The sequence below is a fragment of the Barnesiella intestinihominis YIT 11860 genome, from assembly GCF_000296465.1.
Lineage (GTDB): Bacteria > Bacteroidota > Bacteroidia > Bacteroidales > Barnesiellaceae > Barnesiella > Barnesiella intestinihominis.
In genome coordinates this window covers 930301-952248 of record NZ_JH815204.1, presented here as the reverse complement: position 1 = coordinate 952248, position 21948 = coordinate 930301, and the positions used below count along the sequence as shown (strand labels likewise).

At 44.5% G+C, this 21948-nt stretch carries 19 protein-coding genes; 8 read left to right on the top strand and 11 right to left on the bottom strand.

Annotated features, from left to right (window positions below):
• Positions 1 to 351 precede the first annotated feature (351 nt).
• Both HMPREF9448_RS08720 and HMPREF9448_RS08715 read left to right on the top strand, forming a co-directional pair.
• On the top strand, positions 352 to 1002 hold the full coding sequence (locus HMPREF9448_RS08720) for a LysE family translocator (protein WP_008862239.1): 651 nt from the start codon (positions 352 to 354) through the stop codon (positions 1000 to 1002).
• Positions 1003 to 1007: 5 nt separating this feature from the next.
• A complete protein-coding gene (locus tag HMPREF9448_RS08715; protein WP_008862238.1) occupies positions 1008 to 1658 on the top strand; it encodes a carbohydrate-binding family 9-like protein in 651 nt (216 codons plus the stop codon).
• Between the two features lie 621 nt (positions 1659 to 2279).
• On the opposite strand, the gene HMPREF9448_RS08710 is transcribed toward HMPREF9448_RS08715, so the two are convergent.
• The 11 genes from HMPREF9448_RS08710 to HMPREF9448_RS08660 all read right to left on the bottom strand — a co-directional run bounded on the left by HMPREF9448_RS08710 (position 2280) and on the right by HMPREF9448_RS08660 (position 12674).
• On the bottom strand, positions 2280 to 5120 hold the full coding sequence (locus tag HMPREF9448_RS08710; protein WP_008862237.1) for a M16 family metallopeptidase: 2841 nt from the start codon (positions 5118 to 5120) through the stop codon (positions 2280 to 2282).
• Positions 5121 to 5141: 21 nt separating this feature from the next.
• Positions 5142 to 5360, bottom strand: a complete 219-nt coding sequence (locus tag HMPREF9448_RS08705) for a helix-turn-helix domain-containing protein (RefSeq protein WP_008862236.1) — start codon at positions 5358 to 5360, stop codon at positions 5142 to 5144.
• Between the two features lie 9 nt (positions 5361 to 5369).
• On the bottom strand, positions 5370 to 6008 hold the full coding sequence (locus HMPREF9448_RS08700; RefSeq protein ID WP_040296053.1) for a DUF2975 domain-containing protein: 639 nt from the start codon (positions 6006 to 6008) through the stop codon (positions 5370 to 5372).
• 111 nt (positions 6009 to 6119) lie between these two features.
• Positions 6120 to 6674 (bottom strand): LuxR C-terminal-related transcriptional regulator, encoded by a 555-nt coding sequence (locus HMPREF9448_RS08695; protein ID WP_008862234.1) that lies wholly within the window; start codon positions 6672 to 6674, stop codon positions 6120 to 6122.
• 9 nt (positions 6675 to 6683) lie between these two features.
• A complete protein-coding gene (locus HMPREF9448_RS08690) occupies positions 6684 to 7394 on the bottom strand; it encodes a hypothetical protein (protein WP_008862233.1) in 711 nt (236 codons plus the stop codon).
• Positions 7385 to 7948, bottom strand: a complete 564-nt coding sequence (locus tag HMPREF9448_RS08685; RefSeq protein ID WP_008862232.1) for a 5-formyltetrahydrofolate cyclo-ligase — start codon at positions 7946 to 7948, stop codon at positions 7385 to 7387. The genes HMPREF9448_RS08690 and HMPREF9448_RS08685 overlap by 10 nt, the downstream gene beginning before the upstream one ends.
• Positions 7945 to 9582: a S41 family peptidase gene (locus HMPREF9448_RS08680; RefSeq protein ID WP_008862231.1), complete on the bottom strand. Its 1638-nt coding sequence runs from the start codon at positions 9580 to 9582 to the stop codon at positions 7945 to 7947. Before HMPREF9448_RS08680 ends, HMPREF9448_RS08685 begins: the two co-directional genes overlap by 4 nt.
• Positions 9583 to 9605: 23 nt before the next feature.
• Positions 9606 to 10064 (bottom strand): deoxycytidylate deaminase, encoded by a 459-nt coding sequence (locus HMPREF9448_RS08675; RefSeq protein ID WP_008862230.1) that lies wholly within the window; start codon positions 10062 to 10064, stop codon positions 9606 to 9608.
• Positions 10065 to 10203: 139 nt separating this feature from the next.
• The gene (locus tag HMPREF9448_RS08670; RefSeq protein ID WP_008862229.1) at positions 10204 to 11094 is read right to left on the bottom strand and encodes a carbon-nitrogen hydrolase; all 891 of its coding nucleotides are present in this window, start codon (positions 11092 to 11094) and stop codon (positions 10204 to 10206) included.
• A 12-nt stretch (positions 11095 to 11106) separates the two neighbouring features.
• Positions 11107 to 12138, bottom strand: a complete 1032-nt coding sequence (locus tag HMPREF9448_RS08665) for an agmatine deiminase family protein (RefSeq protein WP_008862228.1) — start codon at positions 12136 to 12138, stop codon at positions 11107 to 11109.
• A complete protein-coding gene (locus tag HMPREF9448_RS08660; RefSeq protein ID WP_008862227.1) occupies positions 12135 to 12674 on the bottom strand; it encodes a ferredoxin domain-containing protein in 540 nt (179 codons plus the stop codon). The genes HMPREF9448_RS08665 and HMPREF9448_RS08660 overlap by 4 nt, the downstream gene beginning before the upstream one ends.
• A gap of 344 nt (positions 12675 to 13018) precedes the next feature.
• Here HMPREF9448_RS08660 and HMPREF9448_RS08655 point away from each other — a divergent pair, with 344 nt between their 5' ends.
• The 6 genes from HMPREF9448_RS08655 to HMPREF9448_RS08625 all read left to right on the top strand — a co-directional run bounded on the left by HMPREF9448_RS08655 (position 13019) and on the right by HMPREF9448_RS08625 (position 21946).
• The gene (locus HMPREF9448_RS08655) at positions 13019 to 13255 is read left to right on the top strand and encodes a hypothetical protein (protein WP_008862226.1); all 237 of its coding nucleotides are present in this window, start codon (positions 13019 to 13021) and stop codon (positions 13253 to 13255) included.
• Positions 13256 to 13568: 313 nt separating this feature from the next.
• Positions 13569 to 14501: a glycoside hydrolase family 5 protein gene (locus HMPREF9448_RS08645; protein WP_229036909.1), complete on the top strand. Its 933-nt coding sequence runs from the start codon at positions 13569 to 13571 to the stop codon at positions 14499 to 14501.
• An 85-nt stretch (positions 14502 to 14586) separates the two neighbouring features.
• Positions 14587 to 17775, top strand: a complete 3189-nt coding sequence (locus HMPREF9448_RS08640; RefSeq protein WP_040296151.1) for a SusC/RagA family TonB-linked outer membrane protein — start codon at positions 14587 to 14589, stop codon at positions 17773 to 17775.
• An 11-nt stretch (positions 17776 to 17786) separates the two neighbouring features.
• Positions 17787 to 19553: a RagB/SusD family nutrient uptake outer membrane protein gene (locus HMPREF9448_RS08635; RefSeq protein WP_008862223.1), complete on the top strand. Its 1767-nt coding sequence runs from the start codon at positions 17787 to 17789 to the stop codon at positions 19551 to 19553.
• Between the two features lie 28 nt (positions 19554 to 19581).
• Positions 19582 to 20772, top strand: a complete 1191-nt coding sequence (locus HMPREF9448_RS08630; protein ID WP_040296051.1) for a glycan-binding surface protein — start codon at positions 19582 to 19584, stop codon at positions 20770 to 20772.
• Positions 20773 to 20851: 79 nt separating this feature from the next.
• A complete protein-coding gene (locus tag HMPREF9448_RS08625; RefSeq protein ID WP_008862221.1) occupies positions 20852 to 21946 on the top strand; it encodes a glycoside hydrolase family 5 protein in 1095 nt (364 codons plus the stop codon).
• Positions 21947 to 21948 lie beyond the last annotated feature (2 nt).

The window sequence follows — 21948 nt, the reverse complement described above, 5'->3', positions numbered from 1 at the left end:
ATAGGCGGCTGTTCAACAGAACTAAAATAAATTTTGTTCTGTGTTCACCTTTCATTATCTTTGCACAGTATGCGAAAATAGGATGCGGTTCGGCATAGCCAAGTCGGAAATGCGATTTCCGTTTGTCTCTGCGCTCACCTTTCACTATCTTTGCTTCACGAATCGAGAATAGGTTGTGCATAGGCATCTTCAAGAAAATAGGGGTTTGCCTTTTTCTTATGCCGTTTTTGACGGACAATAGAGGTGAGCTTTTGTTTTACAGGAGCAAAAATGAAATTTATTTTGTGTCAATGTCATACTATTTTGTGATTTATACCGTATTTCAATAGAATAAGGTAGTTTTTAGACTTTATGGACTTAACGCTATATACTATAATTCGAGGCTTAGCCATAGGCATATTGGTGTCGGCGCCGATGGGACCGATAGGGATATTGTGTATACAGCGTACGTTGAATAAAGGGCGATGGTCGGGCTTCGTGACAGGATTGGGTGCTGCATTATCCGATTTGATATATGCATTGCTTACGGGCTTAGGCATGTCTATCGTCATCGATTTTATAGAGGCTAATCAAAATATTTTGCAGATTTTGGGCAGTTTGGTTTTGGTGGGGTTCGGGTTGTATCTGTATCGCCAGAATCCGGCCAAGAATATTCGTAAAGCCAATTCTTCCATCAATACGTTTACGCAGGATTTCATTACGGCGTTTTTATTGACTTTTTCCAATCCTCTGATATTATTTCTTTATATAGGCCTATTTGCCCGGTTTAATTTTTTCTTGCCCGAATCACAATTGGGGCATCATGTGGTGGGTTATCTGTCTATTTTGTTAGGAGCTGTCAGTTGGTGGTTCCTGATAACTTACGTCATCAATAAGGTTCGTGCCCGTTTTAATGTGCGTAGTATTTGGTTAATAAATAGGGGAATCGGGATTATCATCATTATTATGTCTATTGTGGGATTTGTTTGGGGAATAAAAGATTATTTTTTGTATAATTTATAAACATCATGAAAAAAGTTATTGAAGTTCCATTTGTTGCCGGATTGTGCGACAAACCTTTGTCGCAGGTTTCCGAGATTTTGGAGGCACAGGGTGTGCGGCAGGCGATAGATTGCGTCGATTGGCCGAACGAGTTTCCGTATAAGCCTATTACCTCTTTTTATATAGCTCGTGATAAGGAGTGTCTCTACATCAATTATTTTGTAAAGGGCAATTATTTGCGGGCTGTGAACAGTACCGATAATTCTCCTGTCTGGGAGGATAGCTGCGTAGAGTTTTTCGTGCAGATACCGGGTGAGAAGTATTATTATAATTTCGAGTTCAACTGTATAGGAACGGCTTTGGCTGCCCGTCGCACCGGGCGGGAAGATGCCGAGCACTTCTCAGCCGATAAAATGGCTAAAATCAAACGTTATTCGTCGGTCGGTAATAAACCGTTTTGTGAGATGGAGGGGCTTTTCTCGTGGAATTTATTGGTCGCCATACCTTTTGAACTTATAGGGCTTGACGGCGGGCAGTTGCCGGAGAGTCTCTCGGCTAATTTCTATAAATGTGCCGACGGATCGTCTTTGCCTCATTATTTGAGCTGGTCGCCGATACCTATCGAAAAGCCCGATTTTCACCGTCCCGATTATTTCGGTGAATTGAGATTCAGATAGAAAATCGATCGTAAATAAAAAAAGCCTCTGTATTCAGAGGCTTTTTTTATTTCGGAAGCCAATCGGGTAGCTATAAGGTTTAGCCATAAATTTCTTTTTAACAAACTCTCTCTGAAAAAACGATAGCTTTTTCGGTTTCTCTTCCATATTCCTTTGCTTGTCGAAGATTCAACAATTTCGATTTAACCCCTCCGTCCTTCGGACACCTCCCCTATATTTTGTGTTGCAAAACACCCCGTAATACTACGGGACACGGCAGGGAGGAGGGTGATAGTAACCTTCCGCTTAAACAGTCCTCGCCCTTTTCCCCCTATTGTTACCGCAACTTCCCGCAATGCTACGAGACACGGCAGGGGAGAGATTGAGGAGTATTTCACTTTTTTCTCTGCTTTGATTTTAAGTGCGATACCCCGCAATGCTATTCTTGCGGAAACATAAGGGGAGTGGTTAGATTAAAATTCGAGTGTAAAGGTGAGAAGAGGGTATCACAAACCAATTTTATCAAAGAAAGAGCCGTATCATTACTCCAAACAGAGTTTGATACGGCTCTTCCTTTTTAGGTTTAGCAGTTACAAGCTGCAATTTTTCGGAACGGTCATTTTAGTTTTGACATTCTCGTTTTTATTTCGTTTCGTCTTCGACAACTCCGGTCATCGTTACTTCGATGATGTTTTTACCGTTGAAGAGTTTCTTTGTGAATTTCTTCATATCGTCGAGCGTAATGCCGTTAACAATGTTTTCGTAATCGGTATTGTTGTCGCCGTAACCGAGAACATCGGATTTGATAATGTTCATCCAATAGGAGTTTTCGCGAAGGTTTTGAGCATGTTGTTTAAGCATATACTCTTTTACTTTGTTGAAGTCTTTTTCGCGAGGGCCTTCGGTAACAACTTTGTTTAGTTCGGCGTGAGCCCGTTCTGTCAAACGTTTTTCGTCTTGCGGGTTGGTATCGAATCCAAATAGGAATAACCATGAGTTGTTGACGGGCGATAAATTAGACGATGTCCCTACGCCGTAGGTTCCGCCTTCTTCTTCACGGATAGTTTCGGTATATACGATGTCCATGATTTGGTCGAGCATACTGAACATAATGTTACTGCGCAAGTCGTATTTTTGTTTTCCCGAATAGACGGCGTACACAGTGGATTTAGCCGTTTGCATGGGCAACGTGAAGTTGTTGTCGATAAGACCCGGTTGTATGGTGGATATTTTACCGATTTTGTCTCTATTCTTGTTTGCAGGCAGCGAAGCGATGTACTTTTCAACAACCGGTTTCAGAGAGTCGATATCGAAATTACCCACGAAGATGAAGGTATAATCGGCTGCATTGGCTGTGCGCTCTTTTGCAATTTCGAGAATGCGGTCGTAGTTAATCAGGTCGATATCTTCGGCTTTCAAGGGTTCCCGCATTATGTTATGATTGTAGAGCGTTGCTGAAAGCGAATCGCTGAAAATGAACTGAGGATCGTTCGCATAGTTTGTCAGTACCGCTTTCATTTGCTCTTTCCATGCGGCGAAGGCATCTTCGTCACGATGTATGTCGGTAAAGGTGAGGTATACCAATTGCATCATGGTTTTGAGGTCTTTGGTCGCGCAGGAGGCATTGATCATTTCCATAGGTTCTCCCAAAGAAAAATAGGTAGATACGGTTTTACCGGCTAATGCTTTCATCAAGTCTGTTCTTCCGTATTTCCCGAGTCCGCTCAATTCAACGATTTCATTGACGGCTTTCAGATTTTTAACCAAAGCACGATCTGTGTAATCATAAAGGGAAAGTCCTCCTTTGCTTACGGCTTGCATAGAGATTTCATCGCTCTTGAAGTCTGTCGGTTTGAGGATAACTTTCACTCCGTTGGAAAGGGTCCATTCGGTTGTTCCAAATTTCTTTCCGGCAGCACTTTTTACAATTTTACCCGCAACCGGTTCGTCGGAAATGAGCGGTTCGTTGGATACATTGTCGACATAGGGAGTAATTTCTTCTGCTTCGACTTCTTTGATAGCGGCAAGAACTTGGTCTTTGTCGGGATAGGATACTCCTTCTTTATCGGGACCGGTCAGTGAAATTACCATATTGTCTTCGCTAATAAGCGTTTTGATGTATTGGTTTACCATATCTACCGTAATGGCCGGAGATATTTGTTTGAGCAGGTTGTATTCCATTTCGATACCCGGAATATATCCGCCGTCGATGAAGTGTCTGATGTACTCTTCGGCGTAGTCGATGTTTTTGTGATTGTTGCGTTCTTTGTACATGTTTTCATACCGAGAAAGTAATGTAGCCCGGGCACGGTCGTATTCGGAAGCTGTGAATCCGAAACGGTCGATACGTTCTGCTTCGCGCATAATACCTTTTATGGCATCGATCGCTCCATTGTCTTTACCCAAAGCGATAAGAGTAAATGCATCTTTGGTTTTGGAAACGAAGAAATCTCCGTCGAAAATCGCTCCGGCAATGAAGGGAGCATCCGGTTTTTGAGTGATTTCGGAGATGCGGTCGTTAAACATGATACCGACAACTTGTCCCATATAGTCATTGATGGCCCCGTTGATAGTTCCTCTCATTTCGCGGGGCATGGGGTCGTGTTTCATATAGATATCCACCCGGGTGTATGTGGCTTCTTTGTCTTTGTGGAATGCAAAGATAGGTTCTTTGTTGTCGGGTACGGTGTAGTAGATACGCTCTGCCGCGTTTTCGGGCATTTTGATTTTACCGAACAGTTCTTTGATCTGAGCTTCCATTTTGTCGGCATCGAAGTCACCGATAACGATAATACCTTGTTGGTCGGGGCGATACCATTTGTGATAGTAGTCGCGTAGTGCCTGATAGGGGAAATTCATGACAACTTCCATTGTTCCGATGGGCATACGGTTGGCATATTGGCTACCGGCAAACATGACAGGAACCGAGACTTCCCATGTACGCCAGTTGGCATCGGCACGAGTTCTCCACTCTTCATGGATAACTCCGCGTTCTTCGTCGATGTCTTTGTCATTCAGAGAGATGGCACAAGCCCAATCGTACAGAACGAGTAGACAGGAGTCTACCAAATTTTGATTTTGAGTGGGGACATTGGATATACGATACACGGTTTCATCGAATCCGGTATAGGCATTGATGTCTACGCCGAATTTGATACCCTTGTTTTCGAGGTAGTTTAACATGTTTTTACCGGGAAAATGTTCTGTCCCGTTGAATGCCATGTGTTCGAGGAAGTGGGCCAATCCGCGTTGGTCTTCGTTTTCGAGAATTGAACCTACCTTTTGTGCAATGTGGAATTCTGCACGATTCTTCGGCGTTTCGTTGTGACGTACATAATAGGTGAGACCATTATCGAGGACTCCGTAGCGTACGTTGGGATCGATGGGCAATGCTTCCATCTGAGGAGCTTGTTGTGCCGATACCCATTGGGCAAGGGCTACACAGGCAAGCACTAATCCCGATTTTACCATTTTTAGATTCATTTTTGTTTGATTTAAAGTGAGTTATATTGTATTTTCTTCGTCTTGGTATTCTAGTATATCTCCCGGTTGGCAATTCAGTTCTTTGCAAATAGCTTCGAGAGTGGAGAAACGTATAGCTTTGGCTTTCCCTGTCTTTAAGATAGAGAGATTGGCCGGAGTGATATCTATTTTGCCCGAAAGTTCATTAAGCGAAATTTTTCGTTTCGCCATCATTACATCGAGATTGACAATAATAGGCATGGTCGTTATTTATATAGTGAGGTCTAATTCTTCGCGTTGTTTATAGGCTATATTCAAAATTTCGGCTAGTAACAGCAAAATAAATGCAATAGTGACCGAAGCGCTCAATTCGGGATAGCAAATTTGATTGTCTCCCAACGAGAGGTGCGAACGATAATAGCTCGTGGTGATAAAGGAATCTATATAGCTAACGAGGTAGAATGTAATCATGAAATAGGAGAGTAATCTCAATCGTTTGATGTTTCTACGGTTCATGAGTCCATCTGAGGCAACCGATTTTATCAATTGCACTAATTTAATAATCATACAAATAAGGGCGATGAAAGAAAGCCCAGTCAGTATTACGGAACTTATACTCAGTGCTACGGGTGTCGTCGATGCCGGAAGGTAGAGAATATTGTCGGACGAGAGATTGAGACTTGGGATCGTTCCTATGTGGTTTAATTGCAATGAGTCCGGTTTGACTGTGCAAATCTGAAAAGTCGATTCTTCCAGCCCATTTTGGAATCCGATGACAGAGGAATTGAGCCCCATCATAAATCCTTTGGAGAAATCGAGAAGTATGGGAATGAGAATGAGTAATGCGATTAGCAAATTCAATAATTGTATTTTTCTCTGTGTTCGTTTGTCGTAAAACATATACGTCATATTCTATATTGTCAGGACAAAGAAATAGAATATTTTCCGAACGAACAAGAAAAACAGTATATTTTTATCGAAAAACGATAAAAATAATTATATTCAAAAAATTGTACGGTGTTATTTATCGTCTATATCCGATATATAACCGTTCATCATTGCATAGAAGCTAAGCCCCGATACGGTCTTGATACCTAATTTGGCCGTTAGATTTTTTCGATGGCTGAGTACTGTGTTTATACTTATATTCAGGCGATCGGCTATTTCTTTATTCATGAGCCCTTTGGCTACCAGCCTCAATACTTCGGTTTCCCGAGGCGATAATTCGTGAGGCAGGATTTCGGATTGTTTGTCTAAATGCTCGATGAACTGTTGTATTTTTTCGAGCAGAGATTCTTCGCTTTCGTGTATGTCTAACGAAGTCATTGAAGTTTCGGGCAGGTGAGACCCTTCGGAGGCGAGGAGTATGATTTTGCTTTTGCGAGGGAGGAAAAAATCGCTGTATCCGATGATTGTATCGGCGAAAAGAATATAGGCATCGAATTGTTCGGGCGCGTTATCGAAAAACTCGGAAATCTCGTTGTATAATATAGGAGTGGTGTCGAAGTATTTTTGTAGTAAATGCTTCAATCCTAAGTTAAGTAACGTGTATGGTGTAACGATGGCGATACGCATGGACTTCGATTACTTGAAACTTTTGTTTCGGCAGGCTTCCAACATACCGTCGGCAATGGGACGGAGTATTCTGTTTCTTATCCGGTTGTGTTGTTTGATATCTTTTTCGAGGCTGTATATTGCGAATATGACACCGTGGCAAAGATTGAGATCGTATTCGCCTTTTAGATGAATAACAAACAGGCTTTTAAGATCGTCTAATTTTTCTTCCAAAGAATCGTTTTCTTCTGTATCGGGTTGAAATTTTTCTCCGTAATATTCCCCGTGCAGGGTTTCGGCAGCGACTTTGATAGAGGGAAACCAGCAATTCTTGTCATTTTCTATGCGCGACAACAATTCTTTTTTCAGTTCGTCGAAGAATTGCTTCATAAGTTCGAGATTGTTGTTCTCGCTGTCGCTTTGGTTTATCAAGAAATTGAAATGTCGTTCTATATTGGGTATCTGGAATTGTTCATAGTAGGCATTCGTTTGGGTGAGGTAGTTTACTATTTGTGTAGCGCAAAATGATTTGAGCCGGTTTTCCGGAAAATAGTCTTCGTTGATAAAGGTGTTGAGTATGGTCACGAAAAACTCGCAGTCTAGATTTTTTTCTTCGCATACGGTACGTATGCTTTTGTCGCCGACCCCCAGAATAATACCGAATCGATTGATAACCGGTATGACGGAGGGTTCGTGCAAGATAACGTCGCAAAGCTTTGTCTCGGCGTTTATTAGTGCCATAATTCGTCCTTTCTATGAATGATATTGTTTTCGGTAATTATAAAGTCCATTTTTATGTCGTGGGGCTCTGCCGGTATTTCGTCGAACAGTTGCAGTTCATAGCAGATTCCAATTTTTGTGGCGGAGGTCTGGACGAGCAGTTTGTCGTAATATCCTTTTCCTCGTCCCAATCGATTCAGCTTTTTGTCGAACGCTACTCCGGGTACGATTATCCAGTCTATCGAACCGGGATCGGTTTCCCGGGTGTTACCCGGTTCCCAAATACCGAAAGCCCCTTGTTTAAGGAACCGAGGATCGTAGGGGCTGACGATGAGATTGTCGCCGTTCACTATGGGTAGGTACAGTTGTTTTTTTTTGCTCCATCTGGATAACATTAAACCGGTATCGACCTCGTCAGTCAAGGCGTGATAAAGCAGTATGCGCGAGACTGTTTCGAAACCGGGTAGCTTTTCTATTGCCGAGCATATATTTTGTGATAAAGCTACTCGCTGTTCCGAGGAGATAGCCTGTTTCAACTGTTTGACCTGTTGCCGCAGTTGTTGTTTTTCGCTCATCGAGGAACTTGATTTTCTGCCGGCAATTCGGGATATCCTTCGCCTTTATTCACTATATCCCGAGCCTTTCGCAAGGTTTCGTCATCTCGTAGTAGCAGTTTGTAAAATGCTTCTTCTCCCAATATGTTCCGGGCTATGTATGCCTGCAACGTGTTTACGATTAATTTTCTTGAAATATTGATGTAAACGGGACGGGGGCGTATTCCTTTTTGGGCGGCGTATTGAACGAAACTGTTTAAGAGAGTGTTGGGTTCAAGTATACTCAATAGGGATTCGACATCTTTTGCTGTTGACAATTTGTCGCGGTATTTATCTGTGTAGTCGAATGCGTATTGATAGAGCAGACCTTCGTTGGCTACGTTGTTGAAGTAGGAGGTGACACCCGTCGTGTCTCGTGGAACGAATATGTCGGGCATAATTCCGCCTCCGCCGTATACTTCACGCCCGTTGACCGTGTGGAACACCAACTCTTTGTTCTGTTTGATACTGTCGGCATTGAAAAATTCACCGTGCATATATCTGTTTACGATATCCATGCTATAATCTTCGGATTTCCCTAATTGATATTCTTTTTGGATACAACGGCCGGAAGGTGTATAGTAACGAGCTACCGTCAGTCGAATGGCCGATCCGTCACGGAAGGGGATTTGTTGTTGTACCAGTCCCTTGCCGAATGTTCGGCGTCCGATTATCAAACCTCTGTCGTTGTCTTGTATGGCTCCTGCGAATATTTCACTGGCCGACGCGGACCATTCGTCCGTGAGAACTACGACTTGTTCTTTTTGGAATGTTCCCGTGCCGTTCGAAACGGCGTCTTCCCGTTCGAATGCTTTTCCTTCGGCATAGACTATTAACCGGTTGGCAGGAAGGAATTCATTCGCCATATTGATTGCAGCGTCCATCAATCCTCCGCTATTGCCACGCAAGTCGATAATGAAGTTTTCGGCTCCTTGATTGTGTAGTTTGGAGAGGGCTGTAATAAATTCGTCGTAAGTGGTTTTGCCGAATTTGCTGATTTTTATATATCCCGATTTGTCGTTGAGCATATAAGCCGCATCAACGCTGTTGACGGGAATATCTCCGCGCGTTACTTCATAAATGAGCGGATTTTTCGCTGTTTTGCGTAAGATTTCGAGTTTCACGGTCGTTCCCTTAGGTCCCCGCAAATTTTTCATGACTTTTTCGTTACTAATGTTTTTACCAACGAAAGCAGAATCGTTGACCGAGATGATGCGGTCTCCGGCCAGTATTCCTACTTTTTCGGAGGGGCCGCCGGAAATGACGCTGACAACGTTGATGGTGTCGTTCAGTATATTGAATTGTATCCCGATTCCACTAAACGAGCCTTCTAACTCTTCATTGACGCTTTCCAGATCTTTTGCCGGAATGTAGGCAGAGTGGGGATCTAACTCTCCTATGACTTTGGGCACGACATTTTCTATGAGATCGTTCCTGTTTACCGTGTCGACGTATTGTTGCTCGATGCATTGCAACAAACTTTCGATTTTGTCATACCTTGCTGTTTTGCCGAAAGAGGTATCGGCAGAGAAAAATCGTCCGATTAAAATTCCCCCGGCGATAGCCACGGCTATTAGTAACGGGACCCAGACGAAACGAGCTTTTTCGTTATTCATATTTAATAGGATAGTTTAGCTTTTTACTTTATAGATTCATCGGCTTGCGGATCAATGAAATCCACTTGTATGCCGGCTTTTTGCAGAAGTTCGATACCGTCTTGGAGCCGGTAGTATTCCGAAAATACGACACGACTGATACCTGCTTGTATAATCAACTTGGAACATTCGATACAAGGCGAGGACGTCACGTATAGAGTCGCTCCGTCGCTGCTGTTGTTGCTGCGAGCGACTTTGGTGATGGCATTTGCCTCGGCATGCAAAACGAAAGGATATGTGTGGCCGTTTTCGTCTTCGCAGCAGTTTTCGAATCCGGCAGGTGTACCGTTGTACCCGTCGGAGATTATCATCTTGTCTTTTACAATTAAAGCTCCGACTTTACGACGCTGGCAGTAAGAGTTTTCAGCCCAGATTTGCGCCATTCGTATATAACGCTTATCCAATGCCAGTTGTTTGTCCGTGATATTTTTTTTTGTGTCCATATCTTGACGCTAATAATTTACAAAAATAGCTGTTTTGCGGAGATTTATGTCCTTTTTTATTATTTTATAACGAAGGTTCGGTTCGGTACATCGGGGAATCGGGTGAAGAGGTTCCGTGCTTTTGTTTTTCGAGATACGGTTAATCGATGAATCTTCGCAATATATCGTTGTACGAGTCGATACGGCGGTCTCGCAAGAACGGCCACCAGCGCCGAACGTTTTCGGAGCGGGTTAAATCTATTTCTACGACTTCACACCATTCGCTGTCGTCGGGAGCGGCGGCCAGTATTTCACCTTGCGGACCGCAGACGAAGCTGTGTCCCCAGAATTGTATGCCGTTGGTTTGTCCAGAGGGATCGGGTTCATGTCCCACACGGTTGACAGCTACAACAGGTAGTCCGTTGGCGACGGCGTGTCCTCGTTGGGAAATAATCCACGCGTCTTGTTGTCGCTTTTGTTCTTGGGGGGTGTCGGAGCTTTCCCAGCCGATGGCCGTAGGGTAGATGAGCATGTCGGCTCTTTGCAGTGCCATGAGGCGGGCTGCTTCGGGATACCATTGATCCCAACATACCAATACCCCCAGTGTACCGATGGAGGTTTTTATGGGGGTGAATCCCAAATCGCCGGGGGTGAAATAGAATTTTTCGTAATAGGCAGGGTCGTCCGGTATGTGCATTTTACGATACTTTCCGGCGATAGAACCATCGGTGTCGAACACGACTGCTGTGTTGTGGTACAATCCGGCTGCGCGTCGTTCGAAAAGAGAGGTTACCAAGACGATGTGCAGCTCACCGGCGATACGACTGTAAAATTCGGTCGATTCTCCCGGTATGGATTCTGCCAAATCGAAGCTATCGGTCGATTCTGTTTGACAGAAATAGAGGCTGTTATGTAGTTCTTGCAGGACTACGAGCTGTGCACCTTTTGCAGCGCATTGTTCGATATGTTGTTTCAGTCTTTTTTTGTTGTCGGCGATGTCGCCGGTATTTTGTTGTTGGATAATTCCGACAGTGATTTTCTTTTCGGTCATGACAGGATATATTTATCGTAATACATTTCGAGGATATTGCATGGTTACGCAATGTAACGAACCATGTTGTCGAATGAGCGGTGAACAGTCTATTCCTACGACTTCCCGATTCGGGAACGCTTGTCGAAGTATTTCAAATGCTTTCTTATCGTTCAAAGGTTGTCGATAAGTGGGGTACAGGATTGCGTCGTTCAAGATGAGAAAGTTGGCATAAGTTGCCGGTAAACGCTCTCCGTTTTCATCGTAAACGGCTTCGGGCATGGGTAGGGGAAGCAGATTATACGGTTTCCCGCCGATCGTTGTGAAGGTTTGAAGTTGTGCTTCCATTTTACGCAATGCTTCGTAGTGCTCGTCTTTCGAATCGGAGCATTGTACGTAAACGATCGTATCTTCGTCTGCAAATCGGGCCAGTGTGTCGATGTGGCTATCGGTGTCGTCTCCGGCGAGATAGCCGTGGTCGAGCCATAGTATGCGTTGCAGCCCGAATGTCCGTTTGAGGTATTCTTCGATAACGGATCGTGTCCATTCCCCATTTCGGTTGGGAGATAGCAGGCATTCGCTCGTGGTGAGCAAGGTTCCGGCTCCGTCGCTTTCGAGGGCTCCCCCTTCCAGTACGAAATTGAGCTTATTTTCGTATAGGGCGTTAAAAACGTTTTCGTTATATAAAGTCGAAGTGATGAGGTTGTCGTAATTAGCTGCGAATTTGAGTCCCCAGCCGTTGAATTTGAAGTCGTATATAACGGGAACTCCGTTTCTGAATACCGTGATACCGCCGTGATCTCGTGCCCATGTATCGTTGGTGAGACATTCTATGAATCGGACGGATTCGATGTCGATCGTATCCTGTAATTGTTTTTTAACTTCGTCGGGGCAGGGGGTGACGATGATGAGCTTTTCCCTTTGGAAAATTTCGCTTGCCAACTTTTTATAACAGTCGGTAACTTCGTCGAGCATGTAGGCCCAATCGGTGTTTGGGTGAGGCCAAGTGAGCTGTATGCCCGATTGGGGATACCATTCTGCCGGAAAGGAAATGTTAGGGGTCATTGTTTCGGAGCTTGAAATTTACGGTCGAAAAAAGGGTTCTTGGACGATACGCTCAATGCCAAAGCGATGATTTGGTTACAGCCGGGCAGGAGATTCATAGATTGTGCGGTTGTGCCTGCCGAGAACATCACCCGGGTGTCGATACGGAGGTCGGCAGCTTTCGAACAAGCCGATCCGATAGCGATTCCCACATCGATAGAGTTAATCGCACAAGGATTGCTTTCAGGATTTTCACCACACGTTTTCGCTCCACAGTATGCGCAATTCAAACCTAAGGGGTGTCGGCGGGTTCCGATGAGGATAACTGCGTCGGCTTGTTCTATATTATCGGCATCGCGCAGAAAAAACATCATGCCGCGTTTTTTCCCTTCGCTGCGCATATTTTCCGATAGAGTCGGAAGGCTATCGTGCGAGAGTGTAATTATTTCGATAATATCCACTCCTTTACCTTTGGGTGCTGTGCGGGCCGCCATCATGATTTGTTTAGCGGCTTCCAGCACAATCTCTTTTCGAATGTTCCGTTCGTTGTAAATCATGTTCGTATTTTCGCATTTTATGCAAAGATAGCGCAAAAGAAGGCAGAAACAAATTTATTTGATTGTGCGGTGCGCTGCTCTTTTGCTTCTGAAACAAAGATAATCATTCTTTTATGAAGTAACGATTCCTATATTCGGGAAATTTTGAACTTTTTAATCGAAAGTTCTACTTTTTTCTTGGTAAAGGGAATAATTTTTCTTATCGGTTTGCGTTTATATATTGTAATGGCTGCATTCCGGGGAGTGATTAATTTTACATTTTTGTTTTTTGTAGAACTTTTTTTATGAAAGAATAGTTATATTTGTAAATACGAAGATATATTAATTGATAAATAGAAAAAGCCATGAGTAATGATATTACCATAACATTTGATGATATTATTAAACAGTATCGGACCCTCGATCTATCGGAAGATATATTCCGGTCGATGATGGCGGAGGATAAGCAATTGGAGGCCGATTATAAAGAATGGTGCGATACGTTGGGTATTCCAGAAAGAAAGGGGTTCGCTTATTACTATGAAGAATATATAGAACAACAGGACTCTATTTGGGATAGTTTAGATGATCATGATGAATAAATGGCTTTTGAATACCGTTCGAAAAATTTTAAATAAATCTTGAATGCTTTTTATATAAAACATTTTATCGGGGCGGTCGTCTATTATAGTTTTTGTTGATAAACAGGTGCTTAGATCAATTGCAGATTTCTTGATTCGCTTCTCCTTTATTGAAAAATCACATTTGAGGTAAAAAAGTATCATTATCGGATAATAAAGTACTTTTTTGCGCTATTTTTTTACTATTATTTTGTAACGTAAATTTAATATCATGGTTATGCTTAAAAAACAGCTATTCATTATTTCGTTATTATTCGGTGTTATATCATCTGCTATGGCGGCTGATCCGGTAAAATTATACGGTCAGCTTCAAGTAAATGGAAATCAACTTTGCAGTGAGCAGGGAGAGCCTGTCGTATTGCGTGGCGTTAGTTATGGTTGGCACAATTTGTGGCCTCGATTTTATAATAAAAAGTCGGTAAAGTGGCTGAAAGAAGATTGGAAATGCACTGTATTGCGTGCTGCGATGGGAACTTGCATAGAAGATAATTATATAGAGAACCCCGAACACGCTCTTAATTGTATAAATGCGGTTGTAAAGGCTGCGATTAAAAATAATGTGTATGTAATCATAGATTGGCATACTTATTATCCTCAGAAAGAAGAGGCAAAGGCTTTCTTTTCGATGATGGCTCAGAAGTACGGAAAGTATCCTCATGTGATTTATGAGATTTACAACGAACCTATGGAAGATACTTGGGAGAGCGTGAAAGAGTATGCTACCGACATTATCACCGAAATAAGGAAATATGACCCCGATAATATAATATTGGTAGGAAGTCCGCATTGGGATCAAGATTTACATTTGGTTGCAGCCGACCCTTTGCAGGGTTTCAATAATATAATGTATACGCTCCATTTTTATGCGGCTACCCATAAACAGGAATTGAGAGATAGAGCTACTGCTGCTTGGGAGCAGGGGATCCCTATTTTCGTATCGGAATGTGCCGGTATGGAATGTACAGGTGACGGTCCATTGGACATTGAAGAGTGGACTCGCTGGGTAGAGTGGATGGAAGCTCATAAAATCAGTTGGGTGAATTGGTCAATTTCGGACAAAAACGAGACTTGTTCGATGTTGTTACCGAGAGCCGACAAAAACGGTGGTTGGGACGAATCTCTCATTAAGCCGGCCGGTCGCCAAAGTCGCAAGTTTATACGGCAATATAACGAGGCTGTATATCGCACAAAGAAAGAGAAGAAATAATATCAAAATAAGATTGTTAATTTTAAATTTATTACAAATGAAAAGAAACCTGTTTTCTTTCCCACGTTCTCAAATGGTGGGTAAAATGCTCAGAGCTATGTCGTTTGTAGTGGCTGTGTTTTGGGCAACGACCGCTATGGCGGACATAGTGGTGAAGGGAGTAGTAGCCGATGATTCGGGCTTACCTATTCCCGGCGCTAATGTTACCGAGTTGAATTCGAAAGGTAACGGAACAATTACCAATGTAGACGGACAATATTCGATTGTGGTGAAAGGTCCTAAATCGGTGTTACGTTTTTCATTTATCGGATATACAAAGGAAGACGTAACCGTGGGCAATAAAACACAGATCGACGTGCAGTTGAGTGAGGATTCAAAATCGCTCGATGAGGTTGTTGTCATCGGTTATGGTACGATGCGTAAGAAGGATTTGTCGGGAGCCGTCGCTTCTATCAAAAGCGAGGATTTAATGATCGGTAATCCGACAAGTTTCAGCCAAGCCCTACAAGGAAAATTGGCTGGTGTGCAAGTTAATTCTAACGATGGTGCTCCCGGTTCGGGTATGAGTATTACCATTCGTGGTGCAAACTCGTTTTCGACCAGTTCACAACCATTGTATATCGTAGATGGTATTCCTTTCGATGCGGGTAGCGCACCGACGAGCGGCGCAAACGAAAACAACAACACCACTTCCAATCCGTTGTCGTTGATTAACCCCAACGATATCGAGTCGATCGATGTTCTTAAAGATGCTTCGGCAACGGCTATCTACGGTTCTCGTGGAGCCAACGGTGTTGTCTTGATTACAACGAAAAAAGGTAAATCGGGAGCTGCCAAAGTTGAATTCTCGGCGAACTTCGGTCTTTCGAAGATCTCGAAAATCGTGGAGAGCCTCAATGCTTATGAGTATGCCAACTTCGTGAACGAAGCTACGATCAACAACGCTTTGTACGACAACACTCCGTATGCTTACCTGCCTTACCGGGGTGACTGGAATTATCGTCGTGACCCGCAGAACAACATTATACCTGAGTCGGGTACGTATGAGCCCGCACCCGAAGACTTCTTGAATCCGGGTTGGCACGAGGACGAGTATGGAAACCGTGAGTGGGTCGAAGGTACTAACTGGTTGGACGAAATCTTGCAAGACGCCTTTACCCAAGAGTACAACATCAGCGTATCGGGTGGTAACGATAAATCGCACTATGCTTTCTCGGGTAACTATACCGACCAAACCGGTATTATACGCAACTCGGGTTACGACCGTTTAGCTGTGCGCGCCAACGTGGGTAGTCAAGTAAAATCGTGGTTAAATACCGGCTTGAATATCAACTTTACCAAGTCGAATACCCGTTTTGCCAAATCTAATTCCTATGATTACAGTATCATTCGTTCGGCCATGTTGTATCCTCCCACGATTTATGTGGGCGACCATACACAAGACGATGAATACTTCTGGCTGTCGGCCAACCCCCGTACCTATGTAAATACGGCTAAGGACGAATTGAAATCGATCAATGTCTTTACCTCGGCTTTCTTGGAGATTAAATTTACCGATTGGTTGCGCTTCCGTCAGAACTTCGGTATGAGCTATACCGACAACGAGCGTTCTACCTACTATCCCCGTGAAACAGGTGAAGGTAAAAACTACAACGGTCGTGCCGGTAAGAGTGATAACTTCTACCAAAATATAACGGCCGAGTCTGTGTTGACCTTCGACAAAACTTTTGCCGATATTCATCACTTGAATGTAGTAGCCGGTTTCACTTATGAAAATACCAACTGGGGTGGCAAGGCTATCAACGCCTCAAATTTCCCTACCGACATTACCGAAGACTACAACCTTTCGCAAGCGTTGACCATCGACGCTCCCACCAGTAATCGTGGCGAGGCTACATTGGTTTCATTGCTGGGTCGTGCCAACTATGTGTTGAAAGATCGTTACATCTTTACTGCTTCGTATCGTCGGGACGGTTCGAGCCGCTTCGCTCCCGGAAACAAATTTGCCAACTTTGCTTCGGGTGCTGTCGCTTGGGTGCTTTCGGAAGAAGATTTTATTAAAAACTTGAACATATTCAGCAACTTGAAATTACGTGCCAGTTACGGGCAGACCGGTAACCAGGGTATCAATAGCTATCAGACGATGGTTTCGTTGGGTTCGGCAAACTATCCTTTCGGAGGTATTACCGACAGCGGTTTCGCCGGAGATACTAGTAAAGGCCCGTTGAATAAAGATTTGAAATGGGAGACTACCGACCAATATAACGTAGGTTTGGACTTCGGTTTCTTGAAAAACCGTATCGCCCTCTCGGTGAACTACTACTATAAGAAGACCAGAGATTTGTTGCAATACGTGTCGATTCCCTCCTCGACTGGTTTTTCCAATATGTGGACCAACTTCGGCCATGTGACGAACGAAGGTATCGAACTTACCGGTCAATTCTATGCCATAGATACCAAAGACTGGGGATTGGATTTCGACGCCAACATCGCGTTCAACCGTAATCGCATCGGTGGTCTCACCGCCGACCAATATGCCAACAATCTGTGGTATAGTGCCAAAGAGGTGTTTATTCAACGTAACGGATTGCCCATCGGTGCAATATTGGGTTATGTAGAAGATGGCTTTTATGATAATCTTGCCGAGGTGCGCGCCGATCCTCTCTATGCTAACGTCTCTGACGTAGAGGCTCAACGTATGGTGGGTGAAATCAAATATCTCGATGTAAACGGTGACGGTAAACTTACGACCGAGGATCGTGCTATTATCGGTGATACTAACCCCGATTTTACGTATGGTCTTACGGGTAATTTCCGTTGGAAAAACTTGACTCTGAGCTTGTTCTTCCAGGGAACTTATGGCAACGACATCTTCAATGCCAACCTTACCAACATTTCCATGCAGAGTGTGAGCAACATTCCCAAGTTTGCGTATGAAAGTCGTTGGACGCCTGATAACACCGAGAATGCTAAATGGCCTCGTGCCACGATGGCTCAGACTCGTGAATGGAGAATTTCGGATCGTCACGTCGAAGATGGCTCTTATTTGAAACTTAAAACCATCAACTTGGCTTATAACTTCGGTTCTCCTTGCAAAGGAATAGAGAATTTGACAGTATTCGGTACGGTGAACAATGTGTTTACGATTACCGGTTACAGTTGGTATGATCCAGATGTGAATACGTTTGGCCAGGATGCTTCCCGCCGTGGTGTGGATATCTATTCTTATCCTGCAAGCCGGACATTCAGTTTAGGTGTAAAAGTAACGTTATAATTTGCAAGACAATGAAAAAGAAAAGATTATCGATATATGTGACCATGTTGGGGTTGGCGATGGCGACAGCGCCGGTCTTCACTTCGTGCGAAGATATGCTCGAAGAAAAACCCTACGATTTTATCTCTCCCGACGATGTGCCCGATTCCGACGACGGAGCCGATATGTGGACGACCGGTGTGTACGAAACGTTGCACTCCTCCATGTTCCGTTACGGGAATATGCCCCGTCCTTTCGACTACGATTGCGACAATGTGTCGGGTGCTACTTGGCAGTTCGACCAGTTCGGTAACGGTAACTTTCAGGGTTCGAACAACCATTGTGACGTAGTATGGACGGGTATGTACTCGGTGATCAATCGGGCCAACGAAGCCATCGAGCAAATCAATGAGATGAAGAACCTCACTGCCAGACACCGAGATAATGTGCTGGGCGAGTGCTATTTTTTGAAAGCTTGGGCCTATTTCATGCTGGTGCGCGCCTATGGCGATATACCCGTTTATTCGGTGAGTGTGAACCAGTCGCAACAATACACGAATAGCCCTCGTATACCTATTAAAGATGTCTATACGCAAACTATCATTCCGCTGTTGGACGATGCCAAAGACATGCTTTATAAAAACACTGACACCAATTTCCAAGCCGGTCGCGTGTGTGCTGCTTCGGCTGCCGGTCTGTTGGCAAAGGTATATGCTACGATTGCTTCGGCTGCCATGCCTGAGGGTGAAATCGTAACGGTGAAAACCGGTCCGCAATTTGTGATGCAGAACATCAACGGGACCAACACGAAAGTGTATACCGAGCCGGTTCCTATGGATTTCGCCAAAGACCAAGTGGCCGGTTACGAGTCGTTCAATTCGCAAGAGTATTATCAACTGGCCTACGATGTGGCCAAGGATGTGAAAGACGGCGTTTACGGTACGCACAACTTGGAATCCTATGACCTGATTTGGTCACCCAGCGGTAAAACGTGCAGCGAGCATCTATTCAGCCTGCAATCCAAGTCGGGCGACGAGTTGTACGGAACCCTCTTTACCTACCACTATTGCGGTATGACAAACGAAAAAGGGCACATTGAAAACAGCCTCACAGTGGGTAACAGCAAACATTGGTACCTCCTCTTCGAAGAAGACGACTACCGGGTAGACAAAGGTGTGCTGCACTGCTGGATTCGCGAAGGCTCCGATACCAGCTGGGGCGGCGGTTCCTACTTCCCCAACTTCGGTAAATGGCAAGAGATGGTAACAAATCTCGAATCTCCATTCGACAATCCTGAGGTGACTGCCGGGTGGCGTTGCGACGAGGGCGGTTCGGAGCAGTTCTTCGCTTTCACGACAAAATACAGTCAGCAAGTGACCGATCAAACCCTGCAACGTACCGATGCCAACTATCCGTTCTTGCGTTATGCCGATGTTATTCTGATTATGGCAGAGGCTTCGAACGAGTTGAAAGGCCCGAATGACGAGGCTATCGGTTTGCTCAACGACGTGCGTAAGAGAAGTAATGCTACGCCGCGCGAACTCAAAAATTATTCGACCAAATCGGCTTTGCGCTCGGCTATCTTGGAAGAGCGTTCCATGGAGTTTGCCATGGAAGGCGATCGCCGTTGGGACTTGATTCGCTGGGGTATTTATTTGCAAGCGATGAATGCACTGGGTGGAACTGACGTGTGCGGAAACGTGAAGAGCCGTTCCGAGAAACATCTGCTTTTCCCCATTCCTACGCTCGAAGTTCTCACGAACCAAGCTATTTCGAGCAATAATCCCGGTTGGAGTTAATTAGTGTATAACCGAAAAATTGATAAAAATGAAAAATATAAAATATATGGCTGCGTGGGCGGCAGTGCTGTTTGCCTTTTCCGCCTGTCAGGACGTTGTGGAAGTGGAAGATCTCAAAGCAAAAGACGATATTCCTTCCAACGGAGCTCCTGAGATTACGAAAATCGTGCTGGCCAACGATAAAGAGTTTGAAATCGATGGCGCCGACTTTGAGGACATGGTGCGCATCGAAGGTAAAAATCTCGGTAATGTAGTGTCGGTCAAATTCAATGATGTGGAGGTCGACCCCAAAGAGATTTATGCTCGTTACGACATGTTGTTGGCTCCGGTTCCCCGTCAGTTGCCGGGCGAGGTGACCGATATGCTTTACATCACGACCAAGAACGGTTCGGTATCGAGACCTTTCACGGTATCGATACCTGAGTTGAAAATCGACGGTTTGCAAAATGAGTTTACCAATCCCGGCGATACGACGGTGATTTCGGGCGATAACTTCGACCTTTACGGTATTACCGTCGAACAGGCCGATGTGCGCATAGGCAATGCGATTTGTACCGTAATCGACGCTACCCGCTCGGATATTACGCTGCAAATCCCCGCCAACGCCCAGCCCAATACCGACCTGACCATTCAGGGCGGTGAGATGGCTGAGCCGGTGGCTATCCCGTATATGAATACTGGACATCAAATCTTCGATTTCAACGATTGGCCGGGTTCTGGTGGATTTACTCATTCTAGCCAATTCCCCGATAATACTCTCAACTTTTTGTGTGATGGTACAGAGGGAGATGGTTACCCCGAACCGTTGAATGAGGGTATGAAATACTTGCGTTTCCACGGGAATGTGGGCGCTTGGGGTTGGATGGTGTTGTGGGCAGGCTACATTCAAGTGCCGGCCGATGTGGCTGCCGATCCTGCTGCGTATAACCTATGCTTCGAGGTTTGTACGAATGCTTCCTATCCATTGAACTCGACCACGCGGATAGCTTTGGGTAATTTCATGTGGATGCCTGGTGCGAGTGGAATTCCTGTCAATACCTATGGCGGGTGGCGTACTATGCGCATAGGCTTGGACGAGGTAAGTGAAAATACGATTCTTCCCGATGGCTGTAGCCCGGCACCGGATAACACGGAGTGGAAAATTGTATTCACGCCGACCGATGCCATGGATTTCGACCTGAGCATGTGCAACTTCCGCTTTTCTAAAAAAATAGGCTGAGAATAACTGTGATAAGTCGGGTAGGACAACGTCCTGCCCCGGCTTATCGCTTTAATTAAACTATACACTATTTATTTCTATGAAGATTAAAAAAATTTTGACATTTGTTTTTGCCGCTGCATTGATGACTTCTTGCGGCAATGAAGATGGCCCCGGGGGAGACGGCGGTAATGGTGGTGGAACCGAACATACCGAATACTTCGGTGTGAATATGTCGGGAGCCGAGTTTGGTAATGTATATCCCGGTGTTGACGGCACGCACTATGGCTATCCCACCAAAAAAGACTTGGAGTATTTCAAGGAGAAGGGACTGCGTATGATTCGTTTCCCGTTTCGTTGGGAGCGTATCCAAAGCGAAATGAATGGCCCGCTTATCACTACGGAATTGGCCAAGATGAAAGAATTCGTGCAAGCAGCCGAGGACTTGAACATGAAAGTCTTGCTCGATATGCACAACTTCGGTCGTTATTGCGTCTATTCCAATGGTGTGAACTCTGACGATAATCAGTTCGTTGTTATCGGCAATGCTCAATGTACGGTTGAGAACTTCTGCGATGTATGGAAAAAATTGGCTGCGGAGTTCAAAGATTACAAATGTATCTGGGGTTATGATATCATGAATGAGCCGAATGCCATGCTGAAAACGACACCGTGGGTGAAGATTGCACAAGCCTGTATCAATGCCATTCGCGAAGTCGATACCGAGACTATGCTGGTTATCAGTGGTGATGAATTCAGTTCTGCGAGCCGTTGGAAAGAGGTGAGCGATAATTTGAAGACTTTGGTCGATCCCTGTGACAACATGATTTTCCAAGCTCACGTGTATTTTGATTCGGATGCATCTGGAAATTATTCTAAGTCGTATGATGAAGACGGTGCGACTATTCAAACCGGTGTGGTTCGTTTGCGGCCTTTCGTCGAATGGTTGAAAGAAAACGGCAAACGTGGTTTTGTAGGGGAGTATGGTGTGCCCGATGACGACGGTCGTTGGCTGGATATTCTCGATTCCGCTTTGAAGTATTTGCAGGAAAACGGTGTGAATGGCACTTATTGGTCGGCCGGCCCTCGTTGGGGCAATTATAAATTGGCTGTACAACCTACCGATAATTATACGGTAGATCGTCCTCAGTTGGCAACGTTGTTGAAATATAAGACTACGGTACAAGTATATTAATC

Coding starts and splice junctions, on each gene's coding strand:
- HMPREF9448_RS08720 (WP_008862239.1), top strand. CDS start 352: ATGGACTTAACGCTATATACTATAATTCGAGGCTTAGCCATAGGCATA.
- HMPREF9448_RS08715 (WP_008862238.1), top strand. CDS start 1,008: ATGAAAAAAGTTATTGAAGTTCCATTTGTTGCCGGATTGTGCGACAAA.
- HMPREF9448_RS08710 (WP_008862237.1), bottom strand. CDS start 5,120: ATGAATCTAAAAATGGTAAAATCGGGATTAGTGCTTGCCTGTGTAGCC.
- HMPREF9448_RS08705 (WP_008862236.1), bottom strand. CDS start 5,360: ATGCCTATTATTGTCAATCTCGATGTAATGATGGCGAAACGAAAAATT.
- HMPREF9448_RS08700 (WP_040296053.1), bottom strand. CDS start 6,008: ATGACGTATATGTTTTACGACAAACGAACACAGAGAAAAATACAATTA.
- HMPREF9448_RS08695 (WP_008862234.1), bottom strand. CDS start 6,674: ATGCGTATCGCCATCGTTACACCATACACGTTACTTAACTTAGGATTG.
- HMPREF9448_RS08690 (WP_008862233.1), bottom strand. CDS start 7,394: ATGGCACTAATAAACGCCGAGACAAAGCTTTGCGACGTTATCTTGCAC.
- HMPREF9448_RS08685 (WP_008862232.1), bottom strand. CDS start 7,948: ATGAGCGAAAAACAACAACTGCGGCAACAGGTCAAACAGTTGAAACAG.
- HMPREF9448_RS08680 (WP_008862231.1), bottom strand. CDS start 9,582: ATGAATAACGAAAAAGCTCGTTTCGTCTGGGTCCCGTTACTAATAGCC.
- HMPREF9448_RS08675 (WP_008862230.1), bottom strand. CDS start 10,064: ATGGACACAAAAAAAAATATCACGGACAAACAACTGGCATTGGATAAG.
- HMPREF9448_RS08670 (WP_008862229.1), bottom strand. CDS start 11,094: ATGACCGAAAAGAAAATCACTGTCGGAATTATCCAACAACAAAATACC.
- HMPREF9448_RS08665 (WP_008862228.1), bottom strand. CDS start 12,138: ATGACCCCTAACATTTCCTTTCCGGCAGAATGGTATCCCCAATCGGGC.
- HMPREF9448_RS08660 (WP_008862227.1), bottom strand. CDS start 12,674: ATGATTTACAACGAACGGAACATTCGAAAAGAGATTGTGCTGGAAGCC.
- HMPREF9448_RS08655 (WP_008862226.1), top strand. CDS start 13,019: ATGAGTAATGATATTACCATAACATTTGATGATATTATTAAACAGTAT.
- HMPREF9448_RS08645 (WP_229036909.1), top strand. CDS start 13,569: ATGGCGGCTGATCCGGTAAAATTATACGGTCAGCTTCAAGTAAATGGA.
- HMPREF9448_RS08640 (WP_040296151.1), top strand. CDS start 14,587: ATGCTCAGAGCTATGTCGTTTGTAGTGGCTGTGTTTTGGGCAACGACC.
- HMPREF9448_RS08635 (WP_008862223.1), top strand. CDS start 17,787: ATGAAAAAGAAAAGATTATCGATATATGTGACCATGTTGGGGTTGGCG.
- HMPREF9448_RS08630 (WP_040296051.1), top strand. CDS start 19,582: ATGAAAAATATAAAATATATGGCTGCGTGGGCGGCAGTGCTGTTTGCC.
- HMPREF9448_RS08625 (WP_008862221.1), top strand. CDS start 20,852: ATGAAGATTAAAAAAATTTTGACATTTGTTTTTGCCGCTGCATTGATG.